The 23987-nt window shown below is 70.7% G+C and carries 21 protein-coding genes; 7 read left to right on the forward strand and 14 right to left on the reverse strand.

Going from position 1 to position 23987, the window contains the following annotated elements:
* Positions 1–7: 7 nt before the first annotated feature.
* The 3 genes from ABFY20_RS18895 to ABFY20_RS18905 are packed head-to-tail and all read left to right on the forward strand — an operon-like array spanning position 8 to position 2702.
* On the forward strand, positions 8–913 hold the full coding sequence (locus ABFY20_RS18895) for a sugar phosphate isomerase/epimerase family protein (protein WP_368497749.1): 906 nt from the start codon (positions 8–10) through the stop codon (positions 911–913).
* The gene (locus ABFY20_RS18900; RefSeq protein ID WP_368497750.1) at positions 910–1866 is read left to right on the forward strand and encodes a Nif3-like dinuclear metal center hexameric protein; all 957 of its coding nucleotides are present in this window, start codon (positions 910–912) and stop codon (positions 1864–1866) included. The genes ABFY20_RS18895 and ABFY20_RS18900 overlap by 4 nt, the downstream gene beginning before the upstream one ends.
* Positions 1863–2702, forward strand: a complete 840-nt coding sequence (locus ABFY20_RS18905; protein WP_368497751.1) for a Nif3-like dinuclear metal center hexameric protein — start codon at positions 1863–1865, stop codon at positions 2700–2702. The genes ABFY20_RS18900 and ABFY20_RS18905 overlap by 4 nt, the downstream gene beginning before the upstream one ends.
* A gap of 100 nt (positions 2703–2802) precedes the next feature.
* Here ABFY20_RS18905 and ABFY20_RS18910 read toward each other — a convergent pair whose 3' ends face one another.
* The 7 genes from ABFY20_RS18910 to ABFY20_RS18940 all read right to left on the reverse strand — a co-directional run bounded on the left by ABFY20_RS18910 (position 2803) and on the right by ABFY20_RS18940 (position 12784).
* The gene (locus ABFY20_RS18910; RefSeq protein ID WP_368497752.1) at positions 2803–3606 is read right to left on the reverse strand and encodes a helix-turn-helix domain-containing protein; all 804 of its coding nucleotides are present in this window, start codon (positions 3604–3606) and stop codon (positions 2803–2805) included.
* Positions 3607–3671: 65 nt separating this feature from the next.
* Positions 3672–6320 (reverse strand): ATP-binding cassette domain-containing protein, encoded by a 2649-nt coding sequence (locus ABFY20_RS18915; protein ID WP_368497753.1) that lies wholly within the window; start codon positions 6318–6320, stop codon positions 3672–3674.
* A 2-nt stretch (positions 6321–6322) separates the two neighbouring features.
* Positions 6323–7510 (reverse strand): substrate-binding domain-containing protein, encoded by a 1188-nt coding sequence (locus ABFY20_RS18920; RefSeq protein ID WP_368497754.1) that lies wholly within the window; start codon positions 7508–7510, stop codon positions 6323–6325.
* A gap of 116 nt (positions 7511–7626) precedes the next feature.
* Positions 7627–8688 (reverse strand): ABC transporter permease, encoded by a 1062-nt coding sequence (locus ABFY20_RS18925; protein WP_368497755.1) that lies wholly within the window; start codon positions 8686–8688, stop codon positions 7627–7629.
* Positions 8685–10073: an amidohydrolase family protein gene (locus tag ABFY20_RS18930; protein ID WP_368497756.1), complete on the reverse strand. Its 1389-nt coding sequence runs from the start codon at positions 10071–10073 to the stop codon at positions 8685–8687. Before ABFY20_RS18930 ends, ABFY20_RS18925 begins: the two co-directional genes overlap by 4 nt.
* Positions 10074–10162: 89 nt before the next feature.
* Positions 10163–11671, reverse strand: coding sequence for an amidohydrolase family protein (locus ABFY20_RS18935; RefSeq protein WP_368497757.1), 1509 nt, complete (start codon positions 11669–11671; stop codon positions 10163–10165).
* A 93-nt stretch (positions 11672–11764) separates the two neighbouring features.
* The gene (locus ABFY20_RS18940) at positions 11765–12784 is read right to left on the reverse strand and encodes a ketopantoate reductase family protein (protein ID WP_368497758.1); all 1020 of its coding nucleotides are present in this window, start codon (positions 12782–12784) and stop codon (positions 11765–11767) included.
* A gap of 171 nt (positions 12785–12955) precedes the next feature.
* Between ABFY20_RS18940 and ABFY20_RS18945 the strand changes: the two genes are divergently transcribed.
* Complete coding sequence (locus tag ABFY20_RS18945; RefSeq protein WP_368497759.1) at positions 12956–14377, forward strand: response regulator transcription factor; 1422 nt, start codon at positions 12956–12958, stop codon at positions 14375–14377.
* A gap of 48 nt (positions 14378–14425) precedes the next feature.
* Here the strand turns inward: ABFY20_RS18945 and ABFY20_RS18950 are convergent, their stop codons facing one another.
* Both ABFY20_RS18950 and ABFY20_RS18955 read right to left on the reverse strand, forming a co-directional pair.
* Positions 14426–15043, reverse strand: a complete 618-nt coding sequence (locus ABFY20_RS18950; RefSeq protein WP_368497760.1) for a cytochrome C5 — start codon at positions 15041–15043, stop codon at positions 14426–14428.
* A gap of 48 nt (positions 15044–15091) precedes the next feature.
* Positions 15092–15586 (reverse strand): MarR family winged helix-turn-helix transcriptional regulator, encoded by a 495-nt coding sequence (locus tag ABFY20_RS18955; protein WP_368497761.1) that lies wholly within the window; start codon positions 15584–15586, stop codon positions 15092–15094.
* A gap of 102 nt (positions 15587–15688) precedes the next feature.
* Here ABFY20_RS18955 and ABFY20_RS18960 point away from each other — a divergent pair, with 102 nt between their 5' ends.
* Complete coding sequence (locus ABFY20_RS18960; protein WP_368497762.1) at positions 15689–16480, forward strand: SDR family NAD(P)-dependent oxidoreductase; 792 nt, start codon at positions 15689–15691, stop codon at positions 16478–16480.
* Positions 16481–16534: 54 nt separating this feature from the next.
* On the opposite strand, the gene ABFY20_RS18965 is transcribed toward ABFY20_RS18960, so the two are convergent.
* Positions 16535–17380, reverse strand: coding sequence for a MerR family transcriptional regulator (locus ABFY20_RS18965; protein ID WP_368497763.1), 846 nt, complete (start codon positions 17378–17380; stop codon positions 16535–16537).
* Between the two features lie 92 nt (positions 17381–17472).
* Positions 17473–19068 (reverse strand): hypothetical protein, encoded by a 1596-nt coding sequence (locus ABFY20_RS18970; RefSeq protein ID WP_368497764.1) that lies wholly within the window; start codon positions 19066–19068, stop codon positions 17473–17475.
* A gap of 74 nt (positions 19069–19142) precedes the next feature.
* Between ABFY20_RS18970 and ABFY20_RS18975 the strand changes: the two genes are divergently transcribed.
* A complete protein-coding gene (locus ABFY20_RS18975; protein ID WP_368497765.1) occupies positions 19143–19289 on the forward strand; it encodes a hypothetical protein in 147 nt (48 codons plus the stop codon).
* Between the two features lie 104 nt (positions 19290–19393).
* Positions 19394–20095, forward strand: a complete 702-nt coding sequence (locus ABFY20_RS18980; RefSeq protein ID WP_368497766.1) for a FadR/GntR family transcriptional regulator — start codon at positions 19394–19396, stop codon at positions 20093–20095.
* A gap of 47 nt (positions 20096–20142) precedes the next feature.
* Here the strand turns inward: ABFY20_RS18980 and ABFY20_RS18985 are convergent, their stop codons facing one another.
* Genes ABFY20_RS18985 through ABFY20_RS18995 form a run of 3 tightly spaced genes read right to left on the reverse strand, consistent with a single transcriptional unit; the run spans position 20143 to position 23806 of the window.
* Entirely contained in the window at positions 20143–21690 is a 1548-nt protein-coding gene (locus ABFY20_RS18985; protein WP_368497767.1) for a sugar ABC transporter ATP-binding protein, read from the reverse strand.
* On the reverse strand, positions 21687–22658 hold the full coding sequence (locus ABFY20_RS18990; protein ID WP_368497768.1) for an ABC transporter permease: 972 nt from the start codon (positions 22656–22658) through the stop codon (positions 21687–21689). The genes ABFY20_RS18985 and ABFY20_RS18990 overlap by 4 nt, the downstream gene beginning before the upstream one ends.
* A gap of 14 nt (positions 22659–22672) precedes the next feature.
* Entirely contained in the window at positions 22673–23806 is a 1134-nt protein-coding gene (locus ABFY20_RS18995) for a sugar ABC transporter substrate-binding protein (RefSeq protein ID WP_368497769.1), read from the reverse strand.
* Between the last annotated feature and the right edge of the window lie 181 nt (positions 23807–23987).

Raw genomic sequence — 23987 nt, forward strand, 5'->3', positions numbered from 1 at the left:
GGTCGCCATGGAGACTGCTCAGCTCGACGATCGATCACCACGACTCCGCATCGGCACGGCTCCCGACTCGTGGGGTGTCTGGTTCGCCGACGACCCCGCGCAGGTGCCGTGGCCGCGCTTCCTCGACGAGGTCGTCGTCGCCGGGTACACCTGGATCGAGCTGGGCCCATACGGATACCTGCCCACCGACCCGCACCAGCTCGAGGACGAGCTGGGTTCCCGGGGTCTCAGGCTGTCGGCCGGAACGGTCTTCACCGCCCTCCACCGCGGAGAGGAGCGCTGGCGCGAAGCCCTCAGCCAGGCGAGGCGCATCGCCGGTCTGATCACGTCGCTCGGTGCCGAGCACCTCGTCGTGATCCCCGACCTCTGGAGAAGCGACGGCACCGGCGAACTCCTCGAACCGCGCACGATCGACGACGAGCAGTGGTCGTCTCTCGCCGAGGGTCACGACCTGCTAGGGCGGGCCCTGCTGGAGGAGTTCGGCGTGAGTCAGCAGTTCCACTCCCATGCCGACAGTCATGTCGGCACCACCGAGGAGGTGCTCCGGCTCCTCGATCGCACCGACCCCCGGTATCTGAACCTCTGCCTCGACACCGGGCACTTCGCCTACTACGGCGGTGACAGCGTGGCCCTCATGGCCGAGCGCCCCGACCGCATCGGCTACCTCCACCTGAAGCAGGTCGACGACGAGGTGCTGCGCGAGGTGAGGGAGCACGACCTTCCGTTCGCCTCGGCGGTCGCCATCGGGGTGATGTGCGAACCGCCGGGAGGCACGCCCGATCTTCTCGCAGTACTCGACGTCGCCGCCCGGATCACACCCGACATGTTCGCTATCGTCGAGCAGGACATGTACGGATGCTCGGTCGACGCCCCGTTGCCGATCGCGCGACGCACCCGGGAGCACCTCTCATGACGACGACGTCCGACGACCGCAGTCCGCTGCTCGCGCGCTCGATAGACATGATGCTGAACGCTGCGTTCGGGAGCCCGACATCGATCGCCGTGTCGGAGGGGCTGTGCGTCGGCGAGCCGATGTCGCCCGTGACCGGCGTGGTCGTCTGCTACGCGCCCACGGTGGGCATCCTCCGCCGTGCCGCAGCGCGAGGGAGCAACCTGGTGATCTCTCGCGAGCATCCCTTCTATATGCACGGCGGACTGCACCACGCCTATCTCGCCGAGGGGTTGGTGCGGGTCGATCCCGCACTCGCGCTCGGCCCGGGCGGCACAGATCGAGACCTCATCCCCGTCGGCAGTCTCGATGGGGACGAGGTGGTCGCCGCCAAGCGAGCGCTGATCTTCGACGCCGGCCTCGTGGTGTACCGGCAGGCATCGGCCTGGGACACGTTCAGGCCGGCCGCGCAGTCGGCCGCTCTGGCGCGGAAGCTCGGCATCTCGGTGCCCGTCGAGCAAGAGGCGCGTCGGCGACGAGGGGTGGTGGGAGAGCCGGCCGGGGAGACGACCGCCCGCGATCTCGCACGCTGGGCCGCCCAGGAGCTCGTGTGCACGCCGCGGGTGGTGGGTGACCCCGACCTCGTCGTGCGCAAGGTCGCGGTGCTCGCCGGCGAGACCGACCCGGTCGAATCGTTGAGCGAGCTTCTCTCCGATCCGACGATCGACGCCATCGTCACGGGCGCCGGTGGAATCCTCGACGAAGTCGACGGCGGGGTGTCGTACTTCAACGACCTGCGCGCGACCGGTCGCCGCATGACCCTGATCGCCGTCGGGTTCGGGCCTTCTCACGAGCCGGGCGTGAGCGAGATGGCGCGGTGGATCGCCGAAATCGTGCCCGACGTCGAGGTCGAGTACTGGCCGTCGGGCGATCCGGTGTGGATGCCGGGAGTCGCCCGGGGAGAGGTGCAGCGATGACGGGGGAACCGCCCACCGCCCGGGCTTTCGCCGACCGCATCGTGGCGAAGCTCGCCGCCGATGGGGTCGACTGGCAGCGCTCTAACGCCGACGGCTTCGTGCTCGGCGATCCCGATGTACCGGTCCGCGGCGTCGCCGTCGTGTTCGAGCCGACGCTGGAGGCACTGCAGAGGGCGGCCGAACGCGACCTCAACCTGGTGATCAGCCACGAGGCGGCGAGTTGGTACGGCTTCGACAGCCTAGGTCTGATGCGTGGCGACGTCGTGACCCGCACCAAGACCCGGTTCGCGCGGGAGCACGGCATGGCCGTGTGGCGCATCCACGACCACCTCCACCGCATGCAGCCGGAACCCGTCTTCACCGAGCTCATGGAGGTCTTGGGCTTCACGCCCTTCTTCGGGCCGGAGGCTGATTTCGCCCACATCGCGATCCCCGAGCGCACCCTTCACGACCTCGCCGAGGAGCTCGGCGCCAAGCTCGGAACGACGAACATCAGCGTCGTCGGCGACCCGGAGATGGCGGTCCGGAGCATCGGGATCGGCGCCCACACCCTTCCGACGGCGTTGCCAGCGCTGCGAGCGTCGGACGTCGTCATCCTCGGCGAGACCGCCGAGTACGACACCTTCGAATACGTCCGTGACGCCAACCAATTGGGGATGCGAAAAGCGGTCATCCGCATCGCCCACGAGCGCCTTGAGGAGTGGGGCATGGCCGCCTTCGCGCGGCTGCTGCGCCCGTTGTTGCCGGAGGCGCGGGTGGAGTGGCTTCCGAACGGCGATCCCTTCATGGCCTACCTCCCCGACAGTTCGGAGGGAGACGCCCGCGTCAGCTCGTGACGGGCACCGCGCATCCGTTCTCCCGCACAAAGTCCGTGATGATCGTGGTCATCACGGACTTTGTAGGGGAGAAGATGCCGGGGCGGGCCGAGCTCGGCACTCACTCCCCCGCGAGGTGCCCGCCGCCGAAGTGCATCGTCGAGGCGGGGGTGCCGTACTCGGCGAGGCGCTTCGCGAGCTCGTGGGGTGCCGCAAAGCCGTGGCGGCCGACGACGGCCCAGATCGAGACGCAGGGCACCTCGTAGGGGTTCACGATGCGGTGCGGGATGGAGGCGTCGAAGGTGAGGCTGTCGCCCGGCTGCACGGTGTCGCTGTCGAAGCCGACCTGGATGTCCATCTGCCCGCTCATCACGTGCATGTACTCGAGGCCGGTGTGCCGCATCATGTTGTCGGCCGGGCTCGACTCGCTGCCCGGTGAGTAGGTGACGCGCACGAACTCGACGAGGGGGTCGTCGCCCGGGGTCAGTCGCTCCCAGCGCACGCCGCCGATCCGGATGTCGGGCGAGGTGCCCGCTCGGCGGAGGCCGGGGAGGCCGACCGTCGTGAGGCGCTCGAAGTCGGGCGAGGGCACGAGCGAGGGCGACGAGCCGCCGTCGACGCCGGATGCTCCTGCCGCCCCCGCACCGGATGCAGGCACCCCCGGCCCCGGCGCCACCGTGCCGAGCAGCGCATCGAACGACAGGTCGAGCTCCGACACGATCGTCCACAGCGTGCCCATCGAGGGCATCGCCCGCCCGAGCTCGACCTGCGACAGGAAGCTCGCCGACACCCCCACCCGACTGCCGAGTTCGCGCAGCGAGATGCCCTCCGCCTGACGGGCCTCACGGATGCGCTCCCCCACTCCGGGCGCGGCCAGCCGCTTCGCCGCGTCGGCGTCGGGATCGCGGGGTGTGCTCGGCGACATGGGCGGCTCCTCGTTGACGATGCCTCAAGGGTAGACCGTGGGTGGCCGCGGCGCGCAGCCGACCTCTATCCCGGGATGCTCCTCCGTTTGCGCAGCCGCACCGCCATCGGCAGCACGGCGGCCACCAGCACGAAGATGCCCTGGATCCAGTACTGCCACGACAGGTTCACCCCGAGGAACGGCAGCGCGCTCGTGATCGTCTGCAGCAGCAGCGCGGCGGCGGCCACGGCGAGCGCCGAACCCGATCCACCGAAGATGCTCACGCCCGCGATGACGATCGCGGTCACCGAGGTGAGGGTGAACGCCTGGGCGGCCCCCGCATCCCCGATGCCCGTCTTCGTGTACAGCACGACGCCGGCGACGGCGGCCAGCACGCTGGAGGCGATGGTGGCGAGCAGCCGCATCCGGTTCACGTCGACACCCATGCGCGTTGCCTTCAGCGCGTCGGAGCCCGCCGCCCGGAAGCCGCGCCCGAGCCCGGTGTTGTTGAGGCCGAGCCAGAGCAGCACCGCCACGACGATCGCCACGACCAGCACCAGAGGAACGCCCGCGATGGCCGTGCCGAGCGCGGTCATGAGCTCGGCACTCGCCTGCCCGCCGGGTTGGGGCCTCAGCAGCTGCGCCCCGCCGAGCACCGCGATCGACGACACCAGGGTCGCGATGACGGGCGGCATGCCGAGCCTCGTGATGAGGATGCCGTTGACGACACCCACCACCACCCCGGCGACCAGCGCCACGGCCACGCCGAGAGCGAGCATCCCGGGCCCGCCCTCGCCGAAGAACGAGATGATCACCGCCGAGAGCGCCACCACGGAGCCGATCGACAGGTCGATGCCTCCGGTGATGACGACGGCGAGCTGAGCGAGGCCGACCAGGATGAGGATGGCCGCCGACGCCAGCAGCGCACCCATGCTGAGCGGGCTGAGGAACGACGGGGCGATACCGGCGGTGACGGCGACGAGCGCCATCGAGATGACGACGAGCGACACCGTCTGCACCTCGCCGCGCTGCACCAGCGGGAGGCCCTTCTTCGAGGTCAGCTCCGCCGCATCCGTGTCGTCGCTGATGGAGGTCTCGGTGGCGAGCACCGCGGCGCCCGTGATCTCGCGCTCGGTGAGCCGCGAACCCGCGAGTTCGGCCTGCACCCGCCCGCGCGAGAACACGACGACCCGGTCGCAGAGCCCCTCGAGTTCGACGGCGTCGGTCGACAGGATGACCACGGCCACCCCGTCGTCGGCCATCGCCCGCAAGAAGCTGTAGATCTCGACGCGCGCTCCCGCGTCGACGCCCTGGGTGGGGTCTTCGACGAGCAGCACGGCGGGGCTGCCGAGCCGTGCCCTGGCGAGCAGCACCTTCTGCTGGCTGCCGCCCGAGAGCGAGGTGATGGGCGTCTCGATGGTAGGCGTCTTCACGGCGAGGCCGCCGATGGCCTGATGCACGAGGCGCTCCTCGGTGCGCGGCGCGGTGAACCCGGCGGGCATGGCCGCCGCGAGGTTCGGCGCGATGACGTTCTCGCGCACACTGAGCTGCCCGAACATGGCCTCGCCGAGCCGGTCGCCCGGCAACCACACGATGCCCTCGGCCGTGGCACGGCGGGTGGTGAGGGCGCGCAGCTCGCGGCCGTTCAGCCTCACCACGCCGCTCGAGCGCACGGCTCCGGCGAGCGCCTTCATGAACTCGCGCTGGCCGTTGCCCTCGACGCCCGCGAGCCCGACGATCTGCCCGCCGCGCGCCTCGAACGTGACGTCGCGGAAGGCGCGGCCCGTGAATCGCGTGACGGAGAGCACCTCGGTGCCGGCGCCACCACCAGCCCCGGCACCGGGTGCGGCTTCGGTGCCGGGGGCGGCATCGACGGATGCGCCTCCGGCCTTGTGGGGGAACGTCGTCTCGAGCGAGCGGCCCACGATGAGCTCGACGATCTGCTCGGCCGAGTAGCCGGCCACGTCACCGCGACCCACCACCTTGCCGTCGCGCAGCACCGTCATGCGGTCGGCGATCTCCATCACCTCGGGGATGCGGTGCGTGATGTAGACGACGCCCGAACCCTTCGCGAGCAGCTCGTGCACCTGCGCGAACAGCCACGCGGTCTCGTCGGCTCCGAGAGCCTCGGTGGGCTCGTCGAGCACGAGCACCTTCGGGTCGGAAGCGAGCGCCGCGGCGATCTCGACGAGGTGCGCCTCGCGCTGCGAGATCGCCGACACCCGGCGGCGCACGTCGATCTCGAGGCCTAGCCGCGCGAACAGCTCCGCCGTCCACTGCGTGGCAGCGCGGCGCGAGGGCCGCACCGACTCGGGCAGCAGCAGGAGCATTGCGTCGACGACGGTGAGCGAGGGCGCGAGCGCCGGGATCTGGTAGACGATCGCCAGCCCCTGCTCCCTCGCCTCGCGCGGGAACATCCGGGGCCGGGGCCCGGCCCCCAGGTCGATCGTCCCGTCATCGGGAACGACCGACCCGGCGGCGATGCCCACCAGCGTCGACTTGCCGGCGCCGTTCTCGCCGAGCACGGCGTGCACCTCGCCCGGCAGCACCTCGAGGCTCACGTCATCGAGGGCGCGCACCCCCGGGTACTGCTTGCCGATGCCCGAAAGGGTCAGCAGGGCTCCGGATGCCCGGCCCGGCCCGGCCGCCACCCCGGCCCCTGTGGGCGCAGAGGCGGACGGCACGGATGCGGGAGGAATCGACGATGACACGGATGCGGTGGTGGGCTCGGTCATGATCAGTTGGCGAAGGTCGCGGCGACCTCGTCGGGCGTGAGCAGCGACGAGGGGGAACCATCGGAGGGAGCGCCTTCGGAGCAGACCTCGGACGGCGTCTTGGCGCCATCCGTCTTGCCGGTCGAGTCCTCGGCCAGCGACAGGTCGTAGATGGAGGGCTCGGTGTCGGAGACGCCGGCGAACGAGGCGAGCGCCTTGCGGAGCGCGACGCGACCCACCCAGGTGCGCGACGACACGGTGGCCAGCTCGTACGACGGGTTCGAGGCCTTCAGCGCCTCGAACCCGCAGCTCAGGCTGTTCTGGTCGGTCGTGGCGATGATCGGGAGGGTGATGCCGGCCGCTTCGTAGGCGCGGATGACGCCGTCGGTCGACGCGCCGTAGTCGGAGATGACCGCGTCGATCTGCGGGTACTGCGAGAGCAGGCCGCTCATCGCCTGCTGGGCCTGAGCCGGGTCCCAGTTGGTGGTGACGGGGTCGGCGGTGAGCAGCTTCACCTGCGGGTTCTCGTCGAGCACGGCCTTCACGCCCTCGAGCTCCTGCGACGACACGGCGCTACCGGCCGGCCCGCCGAGGAAGACCACGTTGCCGCCGGCGTCGCCGAGCTGGTCGACGACCCACTGGGCCCAGGTGCGGCCGCTGAACTCCGGCGACCAGTCGGTGTAGTCGAGGTAGTCGGTGCCCGCGGTGCCCTCGGGGTCCGACGCGAACGCGACGACCGTCGAGCCCGTCTGCACGGCGCTCCGCAGGGCGGAGAGGTGCGCCTCGCCCGGCCCGGCATCCGGGATCACGAGCACCAGGTCGGTGCCCTTGGCCGCCATGCTCGTGATGGCGGCAGTGGTGGCCTGCAGGTCGCCGCGGCCGGCGGCGAACTCGACGTTCGTGATGGCGGGGCACTTGGCGGCCTCGGCCTCGATCTCGGCGAGCACGGTCTTCGACCAGGAGTTGGTGCCGTAGCCGTCGACGACGCCCACGGTGATCTCGCCCTCGGAGGGGCAGATGCTCGAGATGTCGGCGAACTCGCTCATGGTGCCGGTCTTGCCGACGGCGATGTCGGCGGCCGAGCCGGTGGAGGCGGTGCCGCCGGCGTTGGTCGACGAGCATCCGCCGAGCAGCACGGCGAGGGCGGCGACCGTGACGGCGCTGCCGACGGCGAGTGCCGGGCGGGTGCGGAGGGCGGGGTGTTTCTTCATCGGGATGACTCCTCTTCGAGTGCAGTGGTGCTGTGGTGGATTTCGGTGGGTTCGGGAGTGGAACGGATGACGCGGATGCGGCGGTGACGCGGGCGGAGCGATGACGCGGATGCGGTTCAGGTCTTCGAGCGCGTGAACATCGCCTTGAGGCGGGAGGTGTTGCCGCCGAGCTTGATCTGCACGACGATGCCGACGGCGATGATGACGGCCTGGATGATGTTCTGCGCTGCGGTGGTCTGCGTGAACGTCTGCACCAGCTGGCCGAGCTGGCCGAGGAACAGCGCGCCGAGCGCGGTGCCGACGATGCTGCCCTTGCCGCCCGTGAGCGCGGTGCCGCCGAGCACGACCGCGGCGATCGAGGGCAGCAGGTAGGCGTCGCCAGCGGTGAGGGTGGGCGAGCGCAGGAGGCCGGCGAGCAGCACGCCACAGGTGGCGGCCAGCAGGGCCGACAGCGTGTACGCGCCCACCACGTAGCCGTTCGGTGAGAGGCCGATGCTGCGGGCCGCCCGCGGGTTGGCCCCCACGAGCTCGAAGCGGCGACCCACCCTGATGGCCTTCACCAGCACGTGCACGACCAGCACCACGATGGTGGCGATGATGGCCAGCACCGGGATGCCGAGCCACCTCGACAGCGAGAACTGCGACAGCGAGTCGACCACCTGTCCGCCGTAGCCGCCCGACACCGCCTGCACCGTGCCCACCATCAGCGCGTTGCTCGCGATGGTGACCACGAGTGGTGGCAGCCCGAAGAACGCGATGACCAGACCGCTGATGAGGCCGAACAGCGCCGGCACGACGAGGGCCAGCACGATCGCGCCGCCGAGCCCGAGCTGGTCGGGACCGCCGAACTTCGCCACGATGAGGGCACCGAGGGTGATGGCGCCCGCCACCGACAGGTCGAGCCCGCCCTGCATGATGACGAGGGTCTGCCCCACCGCCACCACTGCCGTGAGCGCCGCGAACGGCAGCATCGACGACATGGCGGTGGCCGAGATGCTCCCCGGCGCAATGAGCGGGCTGATGGCGAACAGCACGATCACGGCGATGAGCGCTCGCGCCGCCGGCCACGAGGCCACCCGGGCGAGCGGGCTGATCGGCTTGATCGAGGGGCGTTCGGCCACCGCGCCCGCGGCGGGGGCTGCGCCGGCAGCCGGCCGCTGCTCCGACCCGATGGTCATGCGTGAGCCACTTCGGGGTGCCAAGCGCCGTCGACCGAGGCCTCCGGCATCTGCGACAGGATGTAGTCGCGAGCGTTCGAGGCGTCGTCGCGCAGCTTCTTCACGTCGACCCCGACGAGCTGGCCGCCGCGCTTCTTCACCACGCCGTCGACGACGACGTCGGTGACGAGGCCGGGATGCGCGTTGTAGACGACGCCGCCGAACGGGTTGTTGAGAGGAGACATCGCCAGCGAGTTGCCGCTCACCACGATGACGTCGGCGGCCTTGCCCACCTCGAGCGAACCGGTCTGCTCGCCGAGGCCCGCCGCGTTCGCGCCGTCGAGGGTGGCGAACTGGATGACGTCGGCGCAGTTGAGGCTGAGGCGCTCGATGACGGCCCCCGCATCCACCAGCTCCTTGTTGTCGGCAGCACGCTGCAGGCCGATGGCGGTACGCATGGTGCCGAACATGTCGCCGCCGTTCGACGAGCAGACATCGATCGAGAACGACGGGCGCACACCCGCGGCGAGCAGTCGGCCGGTCGCCGGGTAGCCGTGGCCCATCTGCGCCTCGACGTCGGGCGCGACGGAGGCGGAGCCGCCGGTGTCGCCGATGATGCGCAGCTCCTCGTCGGAGAGGGTGGTGCAGTGCACGTAGGTGATGGTGTCGGCGAGCAGTCCGTCTTCCTGCAGCATGATGATCGGGCGCATCTTGCCCCAATGGCCGTCGCCCACGTGCACGGTCACGCGCAGGTCGAGGTCTTTGGCGAGCTGGAAGTCGGCGCGGTTCACCTCGCGGGTGGTGAACTGCGGGCCGCGGAGGGCGAGCGCCATGGTCACCAGCCCGTCGTTCGAGGCGAAGTGCTCGGTGCGGAGCCGGGTGGCGTCGTCGCGCGGGTGCTCGACCGGGGAGGGCATCACGCCGCCCCACTGCGCGGCGCCGCCACCGTGGGCGAACACCGCGCGCATGCCGGTGTCTTCGAGGGCCTTGACCGCCGCATCCGCGTGGTCGGTGGTGCGCAGGTTGTGCGACCAGTCGACGAGGGTGGTGATGCCGGAGTCGAGCGCCTCGAGTGCACCGAGGTAGTTGCTGACGTAGGTGTCTTCGGGGCGGAAGTGCTTGCTGAGGCCCACGTGCAGGCCCGCCATGTACTCGTCGAGCGACCAGTCTGAGGCGATGTTGCGTACGATGGCCTGCCAGGTGTGGCGGTGGGTGTCGACGAAGCCCGGCATCACCACGCTTCCGGAGGCGTCGATGACCTCGGCGCCCGGGGCGTCGATGCGCGGGCCGATCTGGGCGATCTTGCCGTCACGGATGAGCACGTCGACGTCGGTGAGAGCCGGGTCGGTGGCGACGCCCGTGATGACGGTGCCGCCGGTGATGAGGATGTCTCTCGAGTCGGTCATGGGTGGATGCTCCTTTGCATGGTGGTGGTGGTGTGAGCGAAGGGACGGAGGGGGTGGCGGTGCCGGATCGGGGCCGGCGCCGCCGTGATTCAGGCCCGCTCGCGGTAGAGCGGGATGTCGATGGGGGGCTGGGGGATGAACCCGCCGTGGCGGTCCATCTGCTCGTAGAGGTAGTCGTGCGAGGCCCGGGTGCGGGCGAGGGCAGCGTCGACGTCGACGTGCACGAGGCGGCCGTGGCGCTTCACGACGCGACCGTCGATGAGCACGGTGTCGACGTTGCCGGAGTTGGCCTGCGCGATCGCCATGCCGGTGGGGTCGCGGCGGTTCCAGCCCGCCTGGCTGATGCCGCTCATGTCGAGCAGCACGACGTCGGCGCGCTTGCCCGGGGTGAGCGAGCCCACCTCGTCGCCGATGCCCGCGGCCACAGCGCCGTTCTGGGTGACCCAGCGGAGCGCATCCTTCGTCGTCCACCGCATCTCCTGAGGGGCGACGAGCTTCTCGTAGCCGGCGCTGTCGTCGCGCCAGCGGGTGGCCTGCAGCACGAGCCGGGCGTGCGAGAGCAGGTCGCCGGAGTCGCCGCTGACGCAGTCGATGCCGAGACCAGGGCCCGGCGTGTACTCCGTGGCTTCACGGATGGCGGGGAAGCCCATGCCCATCTGCATCTCGGTCTCGGCGCAGATCGACACGGTGGTGCCGGTGCCGCGCAGCAGCTCCCACTCCTCGGGGGTGTTGAAGCTGCAGTGCACGAGCAGCAGGTCGGGGCCGAGCAGCCCGTGCGCGGCGAGCACCTTCACGTCTTGGAACAGCTGCCGCACCGCGAGCTGGTTGGCGTGCATGGTCATGCGGGCGCCGAGCTCACGGGCGAGCGCGAACTCTGCCGCTACGTCGGCGACCGGAGCGATCGGCAGCTCCTGCGGGGCGATACCGAAGCGCAGCGGCTGGGTCTCGTCGCGGAAGTACTGCTCGCGGATCTCGCGGGCCAGCCGCGCCCGGGGCTCGAAGGCGGCCGGGTCGGCGACGCCCTCGCGGCCGCCCGCGCTCTCCGACCAGGTGTTCGACGTCACCGGTGTCATGCCGTGGCCGTAGAGGCCGCGCACGCCCGCGTCGAGGAGGCCGGTGACCGCCCCGTGGGCGCACTCCGGGTCGAGGATGTTGTGGCAGTAGTCGACGACCGAGGTGACACCGGAGTTGATGGCGTCGAGGGCGCCGGCGTAGTTGCCGACGTACATGTCCTCCGGCCGGTAGCGGATGGCCATCTGCAGGCGCATGCCGCGGAGGTAGTCGGGGATCGTGCCGTCGGCCAGGATGCCGCGCAGCTGCGCCTGCCAGGTGTGACGGTGCGTGTCGACCATGCCGGGCATGGCGATCATCTCCGTGGCGTCGATGACGTCGGCGGTTCCCCCCGCGTCCGTTCCTGCGCTGTTCAGGATGCTCTCGCCGGTCTCCCGCGACAGCGCCTCGATCGCGACGATGCGGTCGCCCTCGATGAGGATGTCGGCGCGCTCGAGGTCTCCCAGGGTGGGGTCGACCGTCGCGACAGCCGCGCCCCGGATGAGGATTCGTGAGCCGTGGCTCGACACCTCGGGGGTTGCGGGCATGATTCCTCCTCGTCGAGTAACCGGAACGTCTTCAGTATGTAAAGTCCGACTTGCGTTGTCAACTCTTACTTTACATTGTCATACAGTATGACTTTAGACGCGGTGCAGCAGCAGGCCGATGTTCTCCGGCGCGGGTGTCAGCTCGCCCCCCTCCACACGGGCGGCCAGCTCGACGACGAGCCGGTTGAACGGGGCGGCGGCGCCCACGGCCTCGAGTTCGGCGACGACGCGCCCGTTGATCTCGGCGACCTCGCTGCGCCGGCCCTTCAGCCAATCCTGCAGCGAGGTGGTCTTCGTGTCGGGCAGCGAGAAGGTCGTGAGCACGACGTGGAACAGCTGCTCGGCGAAGGCGTCGGGGTCGTTCACGTTCTCAGCGGTCATGCCGAAGATGGGGCGGATGCTGCTGCCGCTCGCTGCGGCCGCACGCACCGCTTCCTTGCCGCAGGCGAGCATGAAGTCGTACATGCCGGGAACCTCGGCCGCCGTGTTCAGTTCGAGGCCCAGGATGGCCGAGGGCACGAGCTCGGCGGCGTTGACGACGAGCTTCATCCACTTCGACGAACGGATGTCGTCGGAGACCTCGACCGTGCCCGCATGACCGAGAACCTCGGCCACCTCGTGAGCACGGGCCTGCGCCGACGCAGTGAGCCCGCCGACGGCGAACCAGGTCTCCTCGGGCGGGTTCTGGCGGGTCGTGACGCCCGGCTCCCACATGTTCGAGGCCAGCTCGATGACGGCGCCGATGGTGCGCTCGACACCCACCACGTCGGCGATGTCGTCGATCGACATGCCGTTCTGCAGGCCCACCACCAGGCTGTCGGGCTTCAGCAGCGGCTTGATGAGCTCGGCGGCCCAGCGCGTGTCGTACGCCTTGACGCCGAGGAAGACGATGTCGAAGGGCTCGCGCAGCGTGGCGACCTCGCAGAGGTGGTACGCCGGAACCTCGGTGACCTCGATGCGATTCGGCATGCGCACCTCGATGCCGCGCTCACGGATCGCGTCGACATGCGCCGGCCACTGCTCGATGAACGTCACGTCGAGCCCCGCCCTGGCCATGTCGGCCCCGATTCCCGCCCCGTTCGCGCCCGTTCCCAGTACGGCGATCTTCACCATTGAATCCTCGCTTGTCACTTATTAGTTCACAACGTGTGTGAAGTAATAGTACACACGCGCCGTGGGGAGTCCCAGAGCCGCTCACGCGCGCAGTCGCCGTCGTGGGTTCGCGCATCCTCGGGGTGCGATCATGTCAGCATGTGGCCTCCCATCGCCGACCGGGTCTGAGCCGTGGTCGACATCGATCGATTCCGGGTGGTGCTCGGATCCACCCTTCCCGGCGCCGCTCCCCTCACCCGCACGCAGTGGGAGACACTCGCCTGGCTCTCTCCGGAGTTGCTGGTCTCGGTCGACCGAGACCAGCGGTTGCTCGTGAGCGCCGTGATGATCTCGGCCCGCACCTCCGTCGGTCGGGTCGACGACGCCCTCGAGCTCGCGCGCCGGGAGCTCGAGCGAACGGCGGTCGGCGGTTCGCTCGACCCGGCGCGTGAGGGTGCTGCAGAGCTGCTCGTCGCCGTGGCCGAGGCGCATGCGACCGCAGGCGCGAGCCGGGAGACCGCGCTGTTCGCCGACAAGGCGGCGGCGATGGAGGGCGCGCTGCCCGCGGTCGTGTATCGCGCTCAAGGGCTGAGCGCCTTGGCGACGGCGCTGAACGGCGAGTACGCCTCGGCCACGACGACCATCGCCGCCGCCGACGAGCGGCGCCTCGAGCACGGATGGGAGGCGTCGGCCGCCGACTTCCCCCTGCTACTGGCTCGGGTGCTCGTCGCCTCGGCGGCACTCGACGCCCTGGCGCTGAGCTCGCTGGCTGAGCAGTTCAGAGCCATCGGCGGATCGAGCGCCATCTGGAGGTCGACCGCGCTGGCCGTCGACGCGATGGCCGACCTGGTTCGGTTCGACGTCGGAGCGGGCATCGCCAAGTCGAGGCTGGTCGGCCAGAGCACGGCAGAGGGCGAGGTGCTCATGATGATCAGGGGGTTCGCCCGCGGAATCCACGCCGACCTCCTGCTCCTGCGCGGCGACGCGCCCCAAGCCCTCGCGTTGCTGCGTGACGAGCCGTCGACCCCCGACCACTCGCTCTGCTTCGACATGCAACGAGCGGCGGCGTGGCTCGCACTCGGCCGGCCCCGGGATGCGCTGCGCACCACCGACGGATGTCTCCGGCTCGGTCATCGCCACTGTCTTCGCACCATCCCGCCCCTGCTGCTTCGGCGCGCGGTGGCCTGGGAGCGTCTCGGCAGACCCGAGCGTGCCGACTCCGAGTTCGCCGAGGCCTTCCACCTCGTGCAGAGTTCGGGGTCGCTGACGCCGCTGCTCACCGTCCCCCGGGTCGAGACTTTGGCCCTTCTCCATCGCTTCGCGGCGGCCCACGAGGGACACCGGGCCGCGGTGGAGGTGCTGCTCACGCGTCTCGCCCTGGTTCCCGTCTCGAGCGGCGCACGGCCGGTCGTCCCGACGCTGACGAAGCGCGAAGAAGCAACGGCGCGTGCCCTCTACGCGTCCACCACCCATGCCGAGCTGGCGGCCCAGCTCTCGGTCTCCGTCAACACCGTGAAGGTGCACCTGCGCAACCTGTACGCGAAACTCGGGGTCACCAACAAGCACGACGCGGTCGACCTGCTGCAGAGCTCGGGGTTCTTCGAGTTGCCCTGAGAGGTGCCTCGCCTGCCCTCCCACCTGCCTCAGCTCAGGGGGATCTTCTCAGGGCTCCTCGGGGGCCGAGATGTGCGTGAGGAGGTCTTCGAGGGTGTCGAAGGAGTGCACCTCGAGGGAAGGGTCGTGCTCGGGGAGTTCGGCGTCGTCGTCGAGGGGCAGCACCTCGAGGTGCTCGATGTCGAGGTCGGCGTCGAACTGGGCGAGGAGGCGGGATGTGGGGAACTGGCGTGGGGCCGTGAAGGCGAAGACCGTCGCGTCGGCGAAGACGACGATCGACGTGACGGTGAGGTCGTCGCGGAGGTCGGTCTGCTCCTCGACGTCGTCGTCGCCGACAGCCTCTTCGATCTCTTCGGCGATGGCGTCGACCAGGGCCCGCCAGGCGGCGGGGTCGAGGGCGAGAATGCGGGCGAGGGAGGCGACGAGGGCCGCCGGATCGGGGTCGCCGACCGGGTCGGCGTCGCGCTCGTCGCGCTCGTCGTCGGGCTCGTCACCGAGCTCGTCGCGCTCGTCGTCGAGCTCCGGGTCGACGTTGACCGCGACCTCGACGCCGCCCGCGGCGAACGTGGCGCGGCCGTGCACGATTCCGTTCTCCGCGGCCTGGTCGCTCAGGAGGCCGCTCTCGGCGAGAAGGCGGTGGAGGTCGTCGAGCAGCTCAGCAGTCATACCCCCACTCTGGCAGGTCGGCGCGTCTCGTGACTGCGGGCGGTCGGCTCAATCCGGGGCGGGTGGCGTCCACCCGTCGTCCTGTCGCACCGCTCGCTGGATGCGCCCGGCGATCTCGCGGAGCTGTCGGCGCTGCGCGGCGGTGAGCGCGCCGAGCACGAAGTGCTGCACCGACTCCGCGTGCACCGGGGTCGCCCGGTCGTACAGCTCGGCGCCCTCCGCGGTGAGCGCGACGAGCATCGACCTGCCGTCGAGCGCATCGCGACGGCGTTCCACGAGTCGGCGCAGCTGCAAGCGCGAGACGGCGCGCGAGACCCGGGAGATCGTGCTGTTCGCGTAGCCCGCCAGCGTGCTCACCCTCAGCTGCCGACCGTCGGCAGCCGCCAGGGCGTAGAGCACGCCGTACTCGAAGTGGGTGAGCTCGAACTCGCGCACGAGGGGCGCGTCGAGCGCCGGAGGGAGCCACTCGAGCACGGTCGCGAGCGCGGCCCAGGTGGCGAGGTCGTCTCCGTCGAGGGATGCGCCGGCGGAGGGTTCAGTCATGATCCGAGCATACGGCGCCACGCGATATGTATTTGCTCCGGCAAGCATTTTGCGCCTAGGATTGCTTGCCTGAGCAACTACATCGAAGGGGTGGCGACAGACATGGAGACCGGACTCGCGGGCGCCAGAGCGTTCATCAGCGGATCGACCCAGGGCATCGGCCTCGCCATAGCGAAGGGTTTGCTTCGTGAGGGCGCCGAGGTGGTGGTGAACGGCCGCGACGAGGCACGGGTGGCCGCCGTCGCGGAGACGCTGCGGGGCGAGTTCCCCGGCGCGCAGGTCTCGGGCATCGCCGCCGATTTCAGACGAGCCGACGAGGTCTCCCGGCTCGTCGACCTGCTCGGGAGCGTCGACGTCCTGGTCAACAACGTCGGCCTCTTCGGCGTCGCCGAATTCACCACCGTCTCCGACGAGGAGTGGCTCGACTACTTCCAGGTCAACGTGATGAGCGGTGTGCGGCTGGCCCGCGCCCTCTTGCCGGGCATGCTCGCCGAGGGCAGGGGCCGCATCCTGTTCATCAGCAGCGAGTCCGGCGTCTCGGTGCCGGCCGACATGGTGCACTACGGCGCCACGAAGGCGGCGACGATCGCGGTCGCCAACGGGCTCGCGAAGCTGACACGCGGCACGGCGGTGACCGTCAACACCCTCCTCGGCGGGCCCACCTATTCCGACGGCGTCGCTGACGCGGTGGCCGGCATCGCCGCGGCCCAGGGCATCGACGAGTCGGCGTTGAAGGCCTCGATCGCCGAGGGCCACCCGACCTCGCTGCTGCGCCGCTTCCTCGAGCCCGACGAGATCGCGAATCTCGCCGTCTTCCTGGCGAGCCCTCTGGCCTCGGCGACCAACGGCGCCGCGCTGCGCGCCGACGGCGGGGCGCTCACCACGGTGCTCTGAGCGCGGCGCCCGGTGTGCGCCGTGGGTGCCGCGGGATGGTTCGGGGGGTCGGCCTCAGTCACTCCGCACCGTGATCGACACCTCGACGGCGAAGTCGTCCTCGCCGTGCCCGAGCACGGCCTGCCGCACCTCCGAGCCGCCTGACAGCACGACGTCGCGCTCCGAGACCGCGTCGAAGAGGGCGACGACCGCGGGGTGGAGCACACCCTCGGGCAGCTCCTCACCGCTCGTCGGCCGCCAGGTGGCGACGAGCTCGGTGCGAGCCGGCAACTCGGCCGCGAACACGTCGGGGCCGAGCGGGCCACCGTCAGGATGCGCGACGGAGGCGGCGTGAACCGGCCAGCAGCACACGATCTCGACGGTGTCGCGCTCGTCGCCGGGGCGCAGTGCCGTCCAGAACGAGCCCGAGGGACCGAGTCCTGCCTGCTGGATGCGGGCGTAGAGCGCTGCGAAGACCTCGTTCGCGTCGTCGTCGGTGCGCACTTCCGCCCCGTCGAGCGGCACGGCGATCGCCTGCCCCACGTAGGGCTGGGCCGGCATCGAGCGCTCGGTGACGGAGACGGGTGCGGTGAGCGCCCGCAGCACGACGGAGGCGTCTCGGAAGGCCCGGTCTTCGCGCTCACGCTGCTCGAGCATCTCGCGACGGTACCGCTCCAGAGCCTCTTCCGCTCCTCCGGAGTGCCTCGAGCCGGCCACCGCGGCCGCCACGGCCGGGAGCGGAACGCCCGCGTCACGCAGCGCGCGCACGAGCACGCCCGCGCGCACCTGCCCCTCGTCGTAGCTGCGGTACGACGACCGCAGATCCACCTCCGCCGGAACGATCACCCCCGTCTCGTCGTAGTGCCGGAGCGCCTTCACACTCAGCCCGGTCAGCCCTGCGAACTCTCCGATCTTCATCATGAGTCCAGCATCCCGTCTCCCCGTGCAGGAGAGTCAAACGGCGGTCGCGGCGAGTGCCGGCGGGCGAGTCAGCCCGTGCCGCGAGCGGCACCTCACAATGGATGCGCGGGCCCAGGCCCGTAGGCCGAGAGGGGTGCGTCGTGGCCCTGGCCCTGCTGCTCGAAGCGCTCGGCGATGGTGCCGTCGGGGGTGAAGCGCCAGCCGATCACCCGCCAGCCGGCGGTCGCGACCTTCACGGTCTGGCCGTCGACCGTCGCCGTGGCGGTGAGCTCGGCGGGGCCCTCGAAGAACCAGTACTCGGCATCCCGAAGCTCTTCGGGCGTCGAGAGGGGCCTGCGGCCCACCGTGCGGTACTCGAAGTCGGTGACGGGCCGGTCGTCGAACAGGGCGAGCTTGTCGCCGGCGAGCACCTCGCGGTAGGGGGCGAGGGCGTCGTCGTGCTCGGACGCGGCGGTCTGGAGGCGGGCCTCAGCGGCGGCGAAGAGGGCGCGCATCCGCTCTCGTACGGAGGTGAGCGAGTGGGGCCGGCCCGACAGGGCGAGCTCGCAGGCGTCGGGGGCCTGCGCCACGGCGGCGGCACGCTCCTCGTAACCGGGGCGCTCGCGCAGCACCGCCTCGGCCTCGAGCACCTGCTGCAGCTCGAACGGCGGGCGCGCGCCGAGCAGCTCGGCCTCCCAGGTCAGGAGGAGCCGCTCGGCCCTCTCCGCGTAGGCGGTGAGCGCCTCCGGGTCGACCTCGGCCTGGGTCGGTGCGGCGGCAGGACCGACAGGAGCATCGGAAGCCGGCGCTGACGCCCGGGCCGCGTAGACCTCGGCGATGGTGGCCGTTCCCGGGGCGGTGGGTGCGCATCCGTAGAAGGACGCGGGGGCGGGGGCGCCGACGAGGAGGGCGAAGCCGGTGGCACGGTCGACCTCGAGCGCACCCTGCGCCACGACGCGACCGCCGAGCACCGAGAAGGCGACGGTACGCACCACCTCGGTGCCGAGCACGAATCGCAGCTCGTAGTCGCCGTCGTGCCGGTCGAGCAGGTGCCACCCCTCGCCCCACCCCGAGGCGGCGAGGTTGTTCCAGCCGCGAACGCCCGCGAACACCGCCACGATCTGATGGCCGATGACGCGCCCCTCGTGGGACGTGAACGCCTGCTCGCTCCACACCCGAGAGGCCTCGACGACCTGCTCGCCCGCATGGAAGCAGTGCACCGACACCCGGTGGGGCTCGACGTCTCCGTCGAGGTAGGCCGCGACACGGAGCGGAGGCGCATCCGCCTCGTCGAGGGCGTCGAGGGCCAGGGTCGCCCCGTCGAGACGGGCGCTCTCGTCGATGACGTAGCCGAGACCCTCCCGGTGCTCGACCCGGAGCATCCCGTCGTGCAGGAGCTCCACGACGCCGCCGAACGCTGACACGAGCTCGAGCGAGAAGCGGATGATTCCCGTGTCGACGACGTCGACACCCTCGCCCCAGCGCTGGAGGTCGACGGTGGCCAGCGCGCCCGCCGCCCGCTCCGGCACCTCGACGCGGTGCTCGAACCACGGCGAGCCGTCGGCGCGCCGCACCCTCCACACCAGCTCGGCCGCCGCGGGCACCGGGCCGCCGAGCGTCAGCGAGAGCCGCGGGCTCCACCCTCCGCCCGCACTGCCGTCGAACCGGGTGGCCACGGCGACGACCTCGTGGGCGATGATGAACGTCATTGATCAATCCTCAGCGATAGCTGAGCGAAAATCAAGAACGTTCACGCCCGTCGACCGGCGCCGCCGTGCTCGTCATGGGTACGCGGAAGTGGATGCGCGGCGGACGGGCTGCGGGCGGCGCGACCGTCACGGCGCACGGTGACGACCGCATCCGCTTCTCCCCCCACGCCACGACGCCGCTGGAGTCGCTGCACCGCGCCGGGGAGCTGCTCGCGGGCTGATCGCCGGTCGAACGGTATGAGAATCGCGCTGCCGAGCTCCCCACGGGCTCGGCGCCGCAATTCTCATACCGTTTCGACGTCTGCCGCGAAACTACGATGGGGCCATGACGGTCACGGACGAGGCGATCCTCACGATCAAGGGGATGATCCTCTCGGGCGAGCTCCAGCCCGGCGACCGGCTGCCGCCGGAGAAGGAGCTGAGCGAACGGCTCGGGCTCTCCCGCAGCTCGATGCGTGAGGCGGTGAAGGCGCTCGAGGTGCTGCGGGTGCTCGACGTGCGCCGCGGCGACGGCACCTACGTGACGAGCCTCGAGCCCGAGCTGCTGCTCGAGGCGATGAGCTTCGTCGTCGACGCCCGGCGCGACGACGAGTCGATGCTCGAGCTCTTCGCCGTGCGCCGCATCCTGGAGCCCGCCGCGGCGGCGCTTGCGACACCGCACCTCGACCGGGCGGCGGTCGCCGCCCTGCGCGCCTCGATCGAGGAGGCCGGGGCCGACCCCGACGTGGAGCGGCTCGTCGCCCACGACCTCGCCTTCCACGCCGACATCGTGCGCGCGGCGGGCAACGGCTACCTCTCCACCCTGCTCGAATCGCTCTCGGGCCGCACCGCGCGGGCCCGCCTCTGGCGCGGGCTCACCGACGAGAACGCGGTCGAGCGAACCCTACGCGAGCACGCAGCCCTGGTCGACGCGATCGAGGCTGGCGACGCCGTGCTCGTCGAGGCGCTCGCCATCGCGCACATCGCCGGCGTCGAGACCTGGCTGCGGCGCTGGAGCGGGGCCGACAGCACGACGCCCCCGCACTGAGGCAGGGGCGTCGAGGCGGATGCGCCGTGAACTCCACCCGCCCCGCCTCAGCCCACCACCTCCGTGACCTGGGCGCTCGCGGCGAGGAGGGCCTGCTCGGTCAGCCGCGCCCGGGGGATGTCGGCGAGCACCGAACCGTGGCCGACGACGACCACACGGTGGCACACCTCGACGAGCTGCTCGTGATCGCCCGACACGATCAGCACCGCCGCCCCGTCGGCAGCACGTCGAACGACCTGCTCGAGCAGCTCCTTGGCGGCTCCCGCGTCGACGCCCTGGGTGGGTTCGTGCAAGACCAGCACCCCTGGGTCGAGCTGCAGCCACTTCGCGAACACCGCCTTCTGCTGGTTGCCACCGCTGAAGCTCCCCAGCGGCCGGTCGGGGGCGAGCGGATGCAGCCCCACCTCCTCCAGCGCCGAGCGCGCGGCCCTCGATTCCTGACGCCGTCGGATGCCGAAAGCCCCCGCGTAGCGGCGGAGCACCGGGAGGGTGACGTTCTCGGCAGCCGTCGCCGCGGCCCAGCATCCGTCTCTCAACCGGTTCCCCGGCACCACCACCATGCCCCGTCTGATCGCGTCGGAGGGCTCACGCAGGGTGAGCGCGCTCCCATCGACCTCGATCGCGCCCGAGTCGACGCGGCGCGCGCCGGCGAGCAGCTGCGGGAGTTCGTCCTGCCCCATTCCGGCCAGTCCCGTGACACCCACGATCTCGCCGGCCCGCACCTCGAGCGAGAAGTCGTCGACCACGGCACCGGTGACCTGGTCGAGGCGCAGCCGCACCGCGCGCCCGTCGGTCTGCGCGGGCGGATCGGGGAAGAACTCCTCGAGCTCGCGACCCAGCATGGCGGCGATGATGGCGTGCCGATCGAGCCGGCTCACCTCACCGCTCAGCACGGTCGCCCCGTCGCGCATGACGGTGAAGCGGTCGCACGCCGTCATCACCTCGTTGAGCCGGTGACTGATGAACACCACGGCGGCGCCGGTGTCGGCGACGGTGCGGATGAGGCCCAGCAGACGCTCCGAGTCCTCCCGCCCGAGGGCCGCGGTCGGCTCGTCGAGGATGAGGACCTTGCGCGCACCTCCGCCGCCCTGCTCGAGCTGATCGATGGCGCGCAGGATGCCGACCATCGCCCGTTCGGCAGGAGCGAGGTCGGCCACCAGGACGTCGAGGGGCACCACGAAGCCGATCTCCTGCATCAACCGGGTGAAGCGGACACGCTGCCTCCCGGTGCGCACGTTCCCGAGCAGCCGTGTGCCGTAGCCGCCGGTCGCCCCGAGGTTCTCGAGCACCGTCATGGCGTCGACGAGCCCGATGTCCTGATGGATCACCGCGATGCCCGAATGCGCCGGATCGTTCACGGGCAGCGAGAGCTGCTCGCCGAAGAGGGTCGCGCTGCCCGCATCCGGAGCGTGCACCCCCGTGAGGATCTTGACGAGCGTGCTCTTGCCGCATCCGTTCTGGCCGAGCAGCGCGTGCACCTCGCCCCGGCGCACCGCGAGGTCGACGCCCCGGAGCGCCTGCACTCCCCCGAACGACTTGCGCAACCCGTCGACCCGCAGCGCGTCGGGCGTCGACGGAACGGACGCGGCCGTCATCGCAGCGCCTTCTTGCGGCCGGCCAGCTTCGACGCGGCCACCGCGATCATGAGCGCCAGGCCGTAGAACACGTTCGTCACCCAGGTCTGCGCGCCCAGCACCTGGAGGCCCGTGATGCCGACGATGAGCAGGTAGAGGGCCACCACCGTTCCGAGCGCGTTGAACCTGCCGATGACGATGGCGGTCGTGCCGAGGAAGGCGGCGGCGAGCGGCTGCAGCATGTACTGGCCTCCGACTCCCGGGTCGACGGCACCGAAGTAGCCGAGGAAGATGAGGCCGACGAGCGCCGAGAGCACCCCTGAGGCGAGGTAGGCGCCGAACCGCACCGCCTTCACCCGGATGCCCGCGAGCCTCGCCGCGTCGGGGTTGCCCCCCACGAACAGCATGTACCGGCCGAGCGGCGTGCGCTGGTAGACGAACCACAGCACGATGGCGAGGATCCAGGCGTACCAGGTGACGAGGGGGATGCCGAGCACCTCAGACCGCACGGCGTTCACCAGTTCGTCGGGAACTCCCGCCACGATGCTCGAGTTGGTCACGAGATAGGCGAACCCCGCGAGGGCGGAGTAGCTGCCGAGCGTGGTCACGAAGGAGTCGACACCGATCCCCACAACGAGATAGCCGTTCAGTGCTCCCACCAGGGCGCCGAGGGCGATGGCGAGCGGCACGGCCACGGCGAGCGGGACGTCGGCCTTCACGAGCACGATGGTGAGCGCGGCACTGCCCACCATGGTCTGCGAGATCGACAGGTCGAAGCCGCCGGTGCGCAGCACCACGGTGGCGACCAGAGCGAGCAGCAGGATGATCGACTGCGAGTTGATCATGCTGGCGATGAGCCGCCAGGACCGGAACTCCGGGATGGCGATCAGGCACAGCACGAGGATGAGCGCCAGGATGCCGAGCAGAGCGAACCGCTGGGGCCCGCCGGAGCCGAACAGGCTCCGGCGGGTGGGGGGAAGGGTGGTCATGCGGTCGCTCCGGACTACTTCGACCAGGCCGTGGTGAAGGCCGACTGGTAGTCGGTGTAGTTCGGCGAGACGTCGGCGACGGAACCGTCACCGACGTTCTCGGTGGTGACGAGGCGGGTGGGGATGACGTAGCCGGGGTCGGCTGCTCCGGTCACGGCGCGCGCCACCTCGTCGAAGGCCGCCCAGCCGATCCATCCGGGCGGGGGCATGGCCACGGTGCCCTGCTGGTCTTTCCCGGCCGCGATCAACTCGAGGCTCGCCGAGATGCCGTCGTGGGCGAGCACCTTGGCCTTGCCACCCGACGACGCGATCGCGGGCGAGATGTAGGGCATCGCGCTGTCCCAGACGGGGAGGACGTAGTTCACATCGGGGTCGACCTGAAGGGCCGTCTGCAGTTGACTCGTCGTGTCGGTGGCGATCTTCGCCGGGTCGATGTCGAGCACCTTGACCGTGCTCGACGAGCCCGAGCCGGTGATCGCCGACTCGATCCCCTTGGCCGCGAGGTCCCAGACGTGCACGGGGCTCGACTGCACCACGACGACGTCGGCCGCGCATCCGGAGTCGTAGAGGGCCCACTGACCCATGAGCTCCCCGTCGGCGGTGTAGTCGGCGCTCAGATTGCCGAAGGTGCCGTCGGCGACCGGCTCGTCGGGGTCGCCGTTCAGGGTGCTGAGCACCTTGATGCCGGCTGCCGACGCCGCCGCGAGGTCTTCTTTGACCACAGCGGGCTGCACGGCCATGAGGATGATGCCGTCGGCTCCCTGGGCGATGGCCTGATTGATGCCCTCGCTGTAGCGGCTGGTGGAGTTCTGGCCGTCGAACACGGTGATGTCGACCCCGGCGGCCTTGCCCGCCTCCTCGACTCCGGTCGACATCTCGGTCGAGAACTGGTTCTGGCTGTTGGTGATGTACCAGATGCTCTTGCCGGCGAGTGCGGAGAGGTCGAGCGGCGCGTCGGGCGCGACGAGCTCGCTCGGCTCCATCGCCGCCTCGACCGCGGGGGTCACCGCCGCGACGCAGTCGGCGTCGGCGGCGTCGGCCGGGGCTGCAGCGGTGCTGCCGCCCTCCGAGGAGATGGCCGGCGTGCATCCGGCGAGGGCGAACGCGAGCACCCCCATCCCGACGAGGGTCGCTGTGGTCCTTCTCATGTTTCCTCCTGCTGTTCGGGCTTGCGATCCATGGAGCTGATGGCCTCGAAACGTAGCCGAGGCCGGGCGACGGATGAGGGTGGGAAACATGCTGTTCACGCCGATCTGCCGGAACGGCCCGGAAATCATCCCTTCGGCTAAGGCGGATCTCGACCTATCGGCTGACCGATCGGGCGATGTG

Origin of the sequence: Herbiconiux sp. A18JL235, assembly GCF_040939305.1 — a bacterium.
Lineage (GTDB): Bacteria > Actinomycetota > Actinomycetes > Actinomycetales > Microbacteriaceae > Herbiconiux.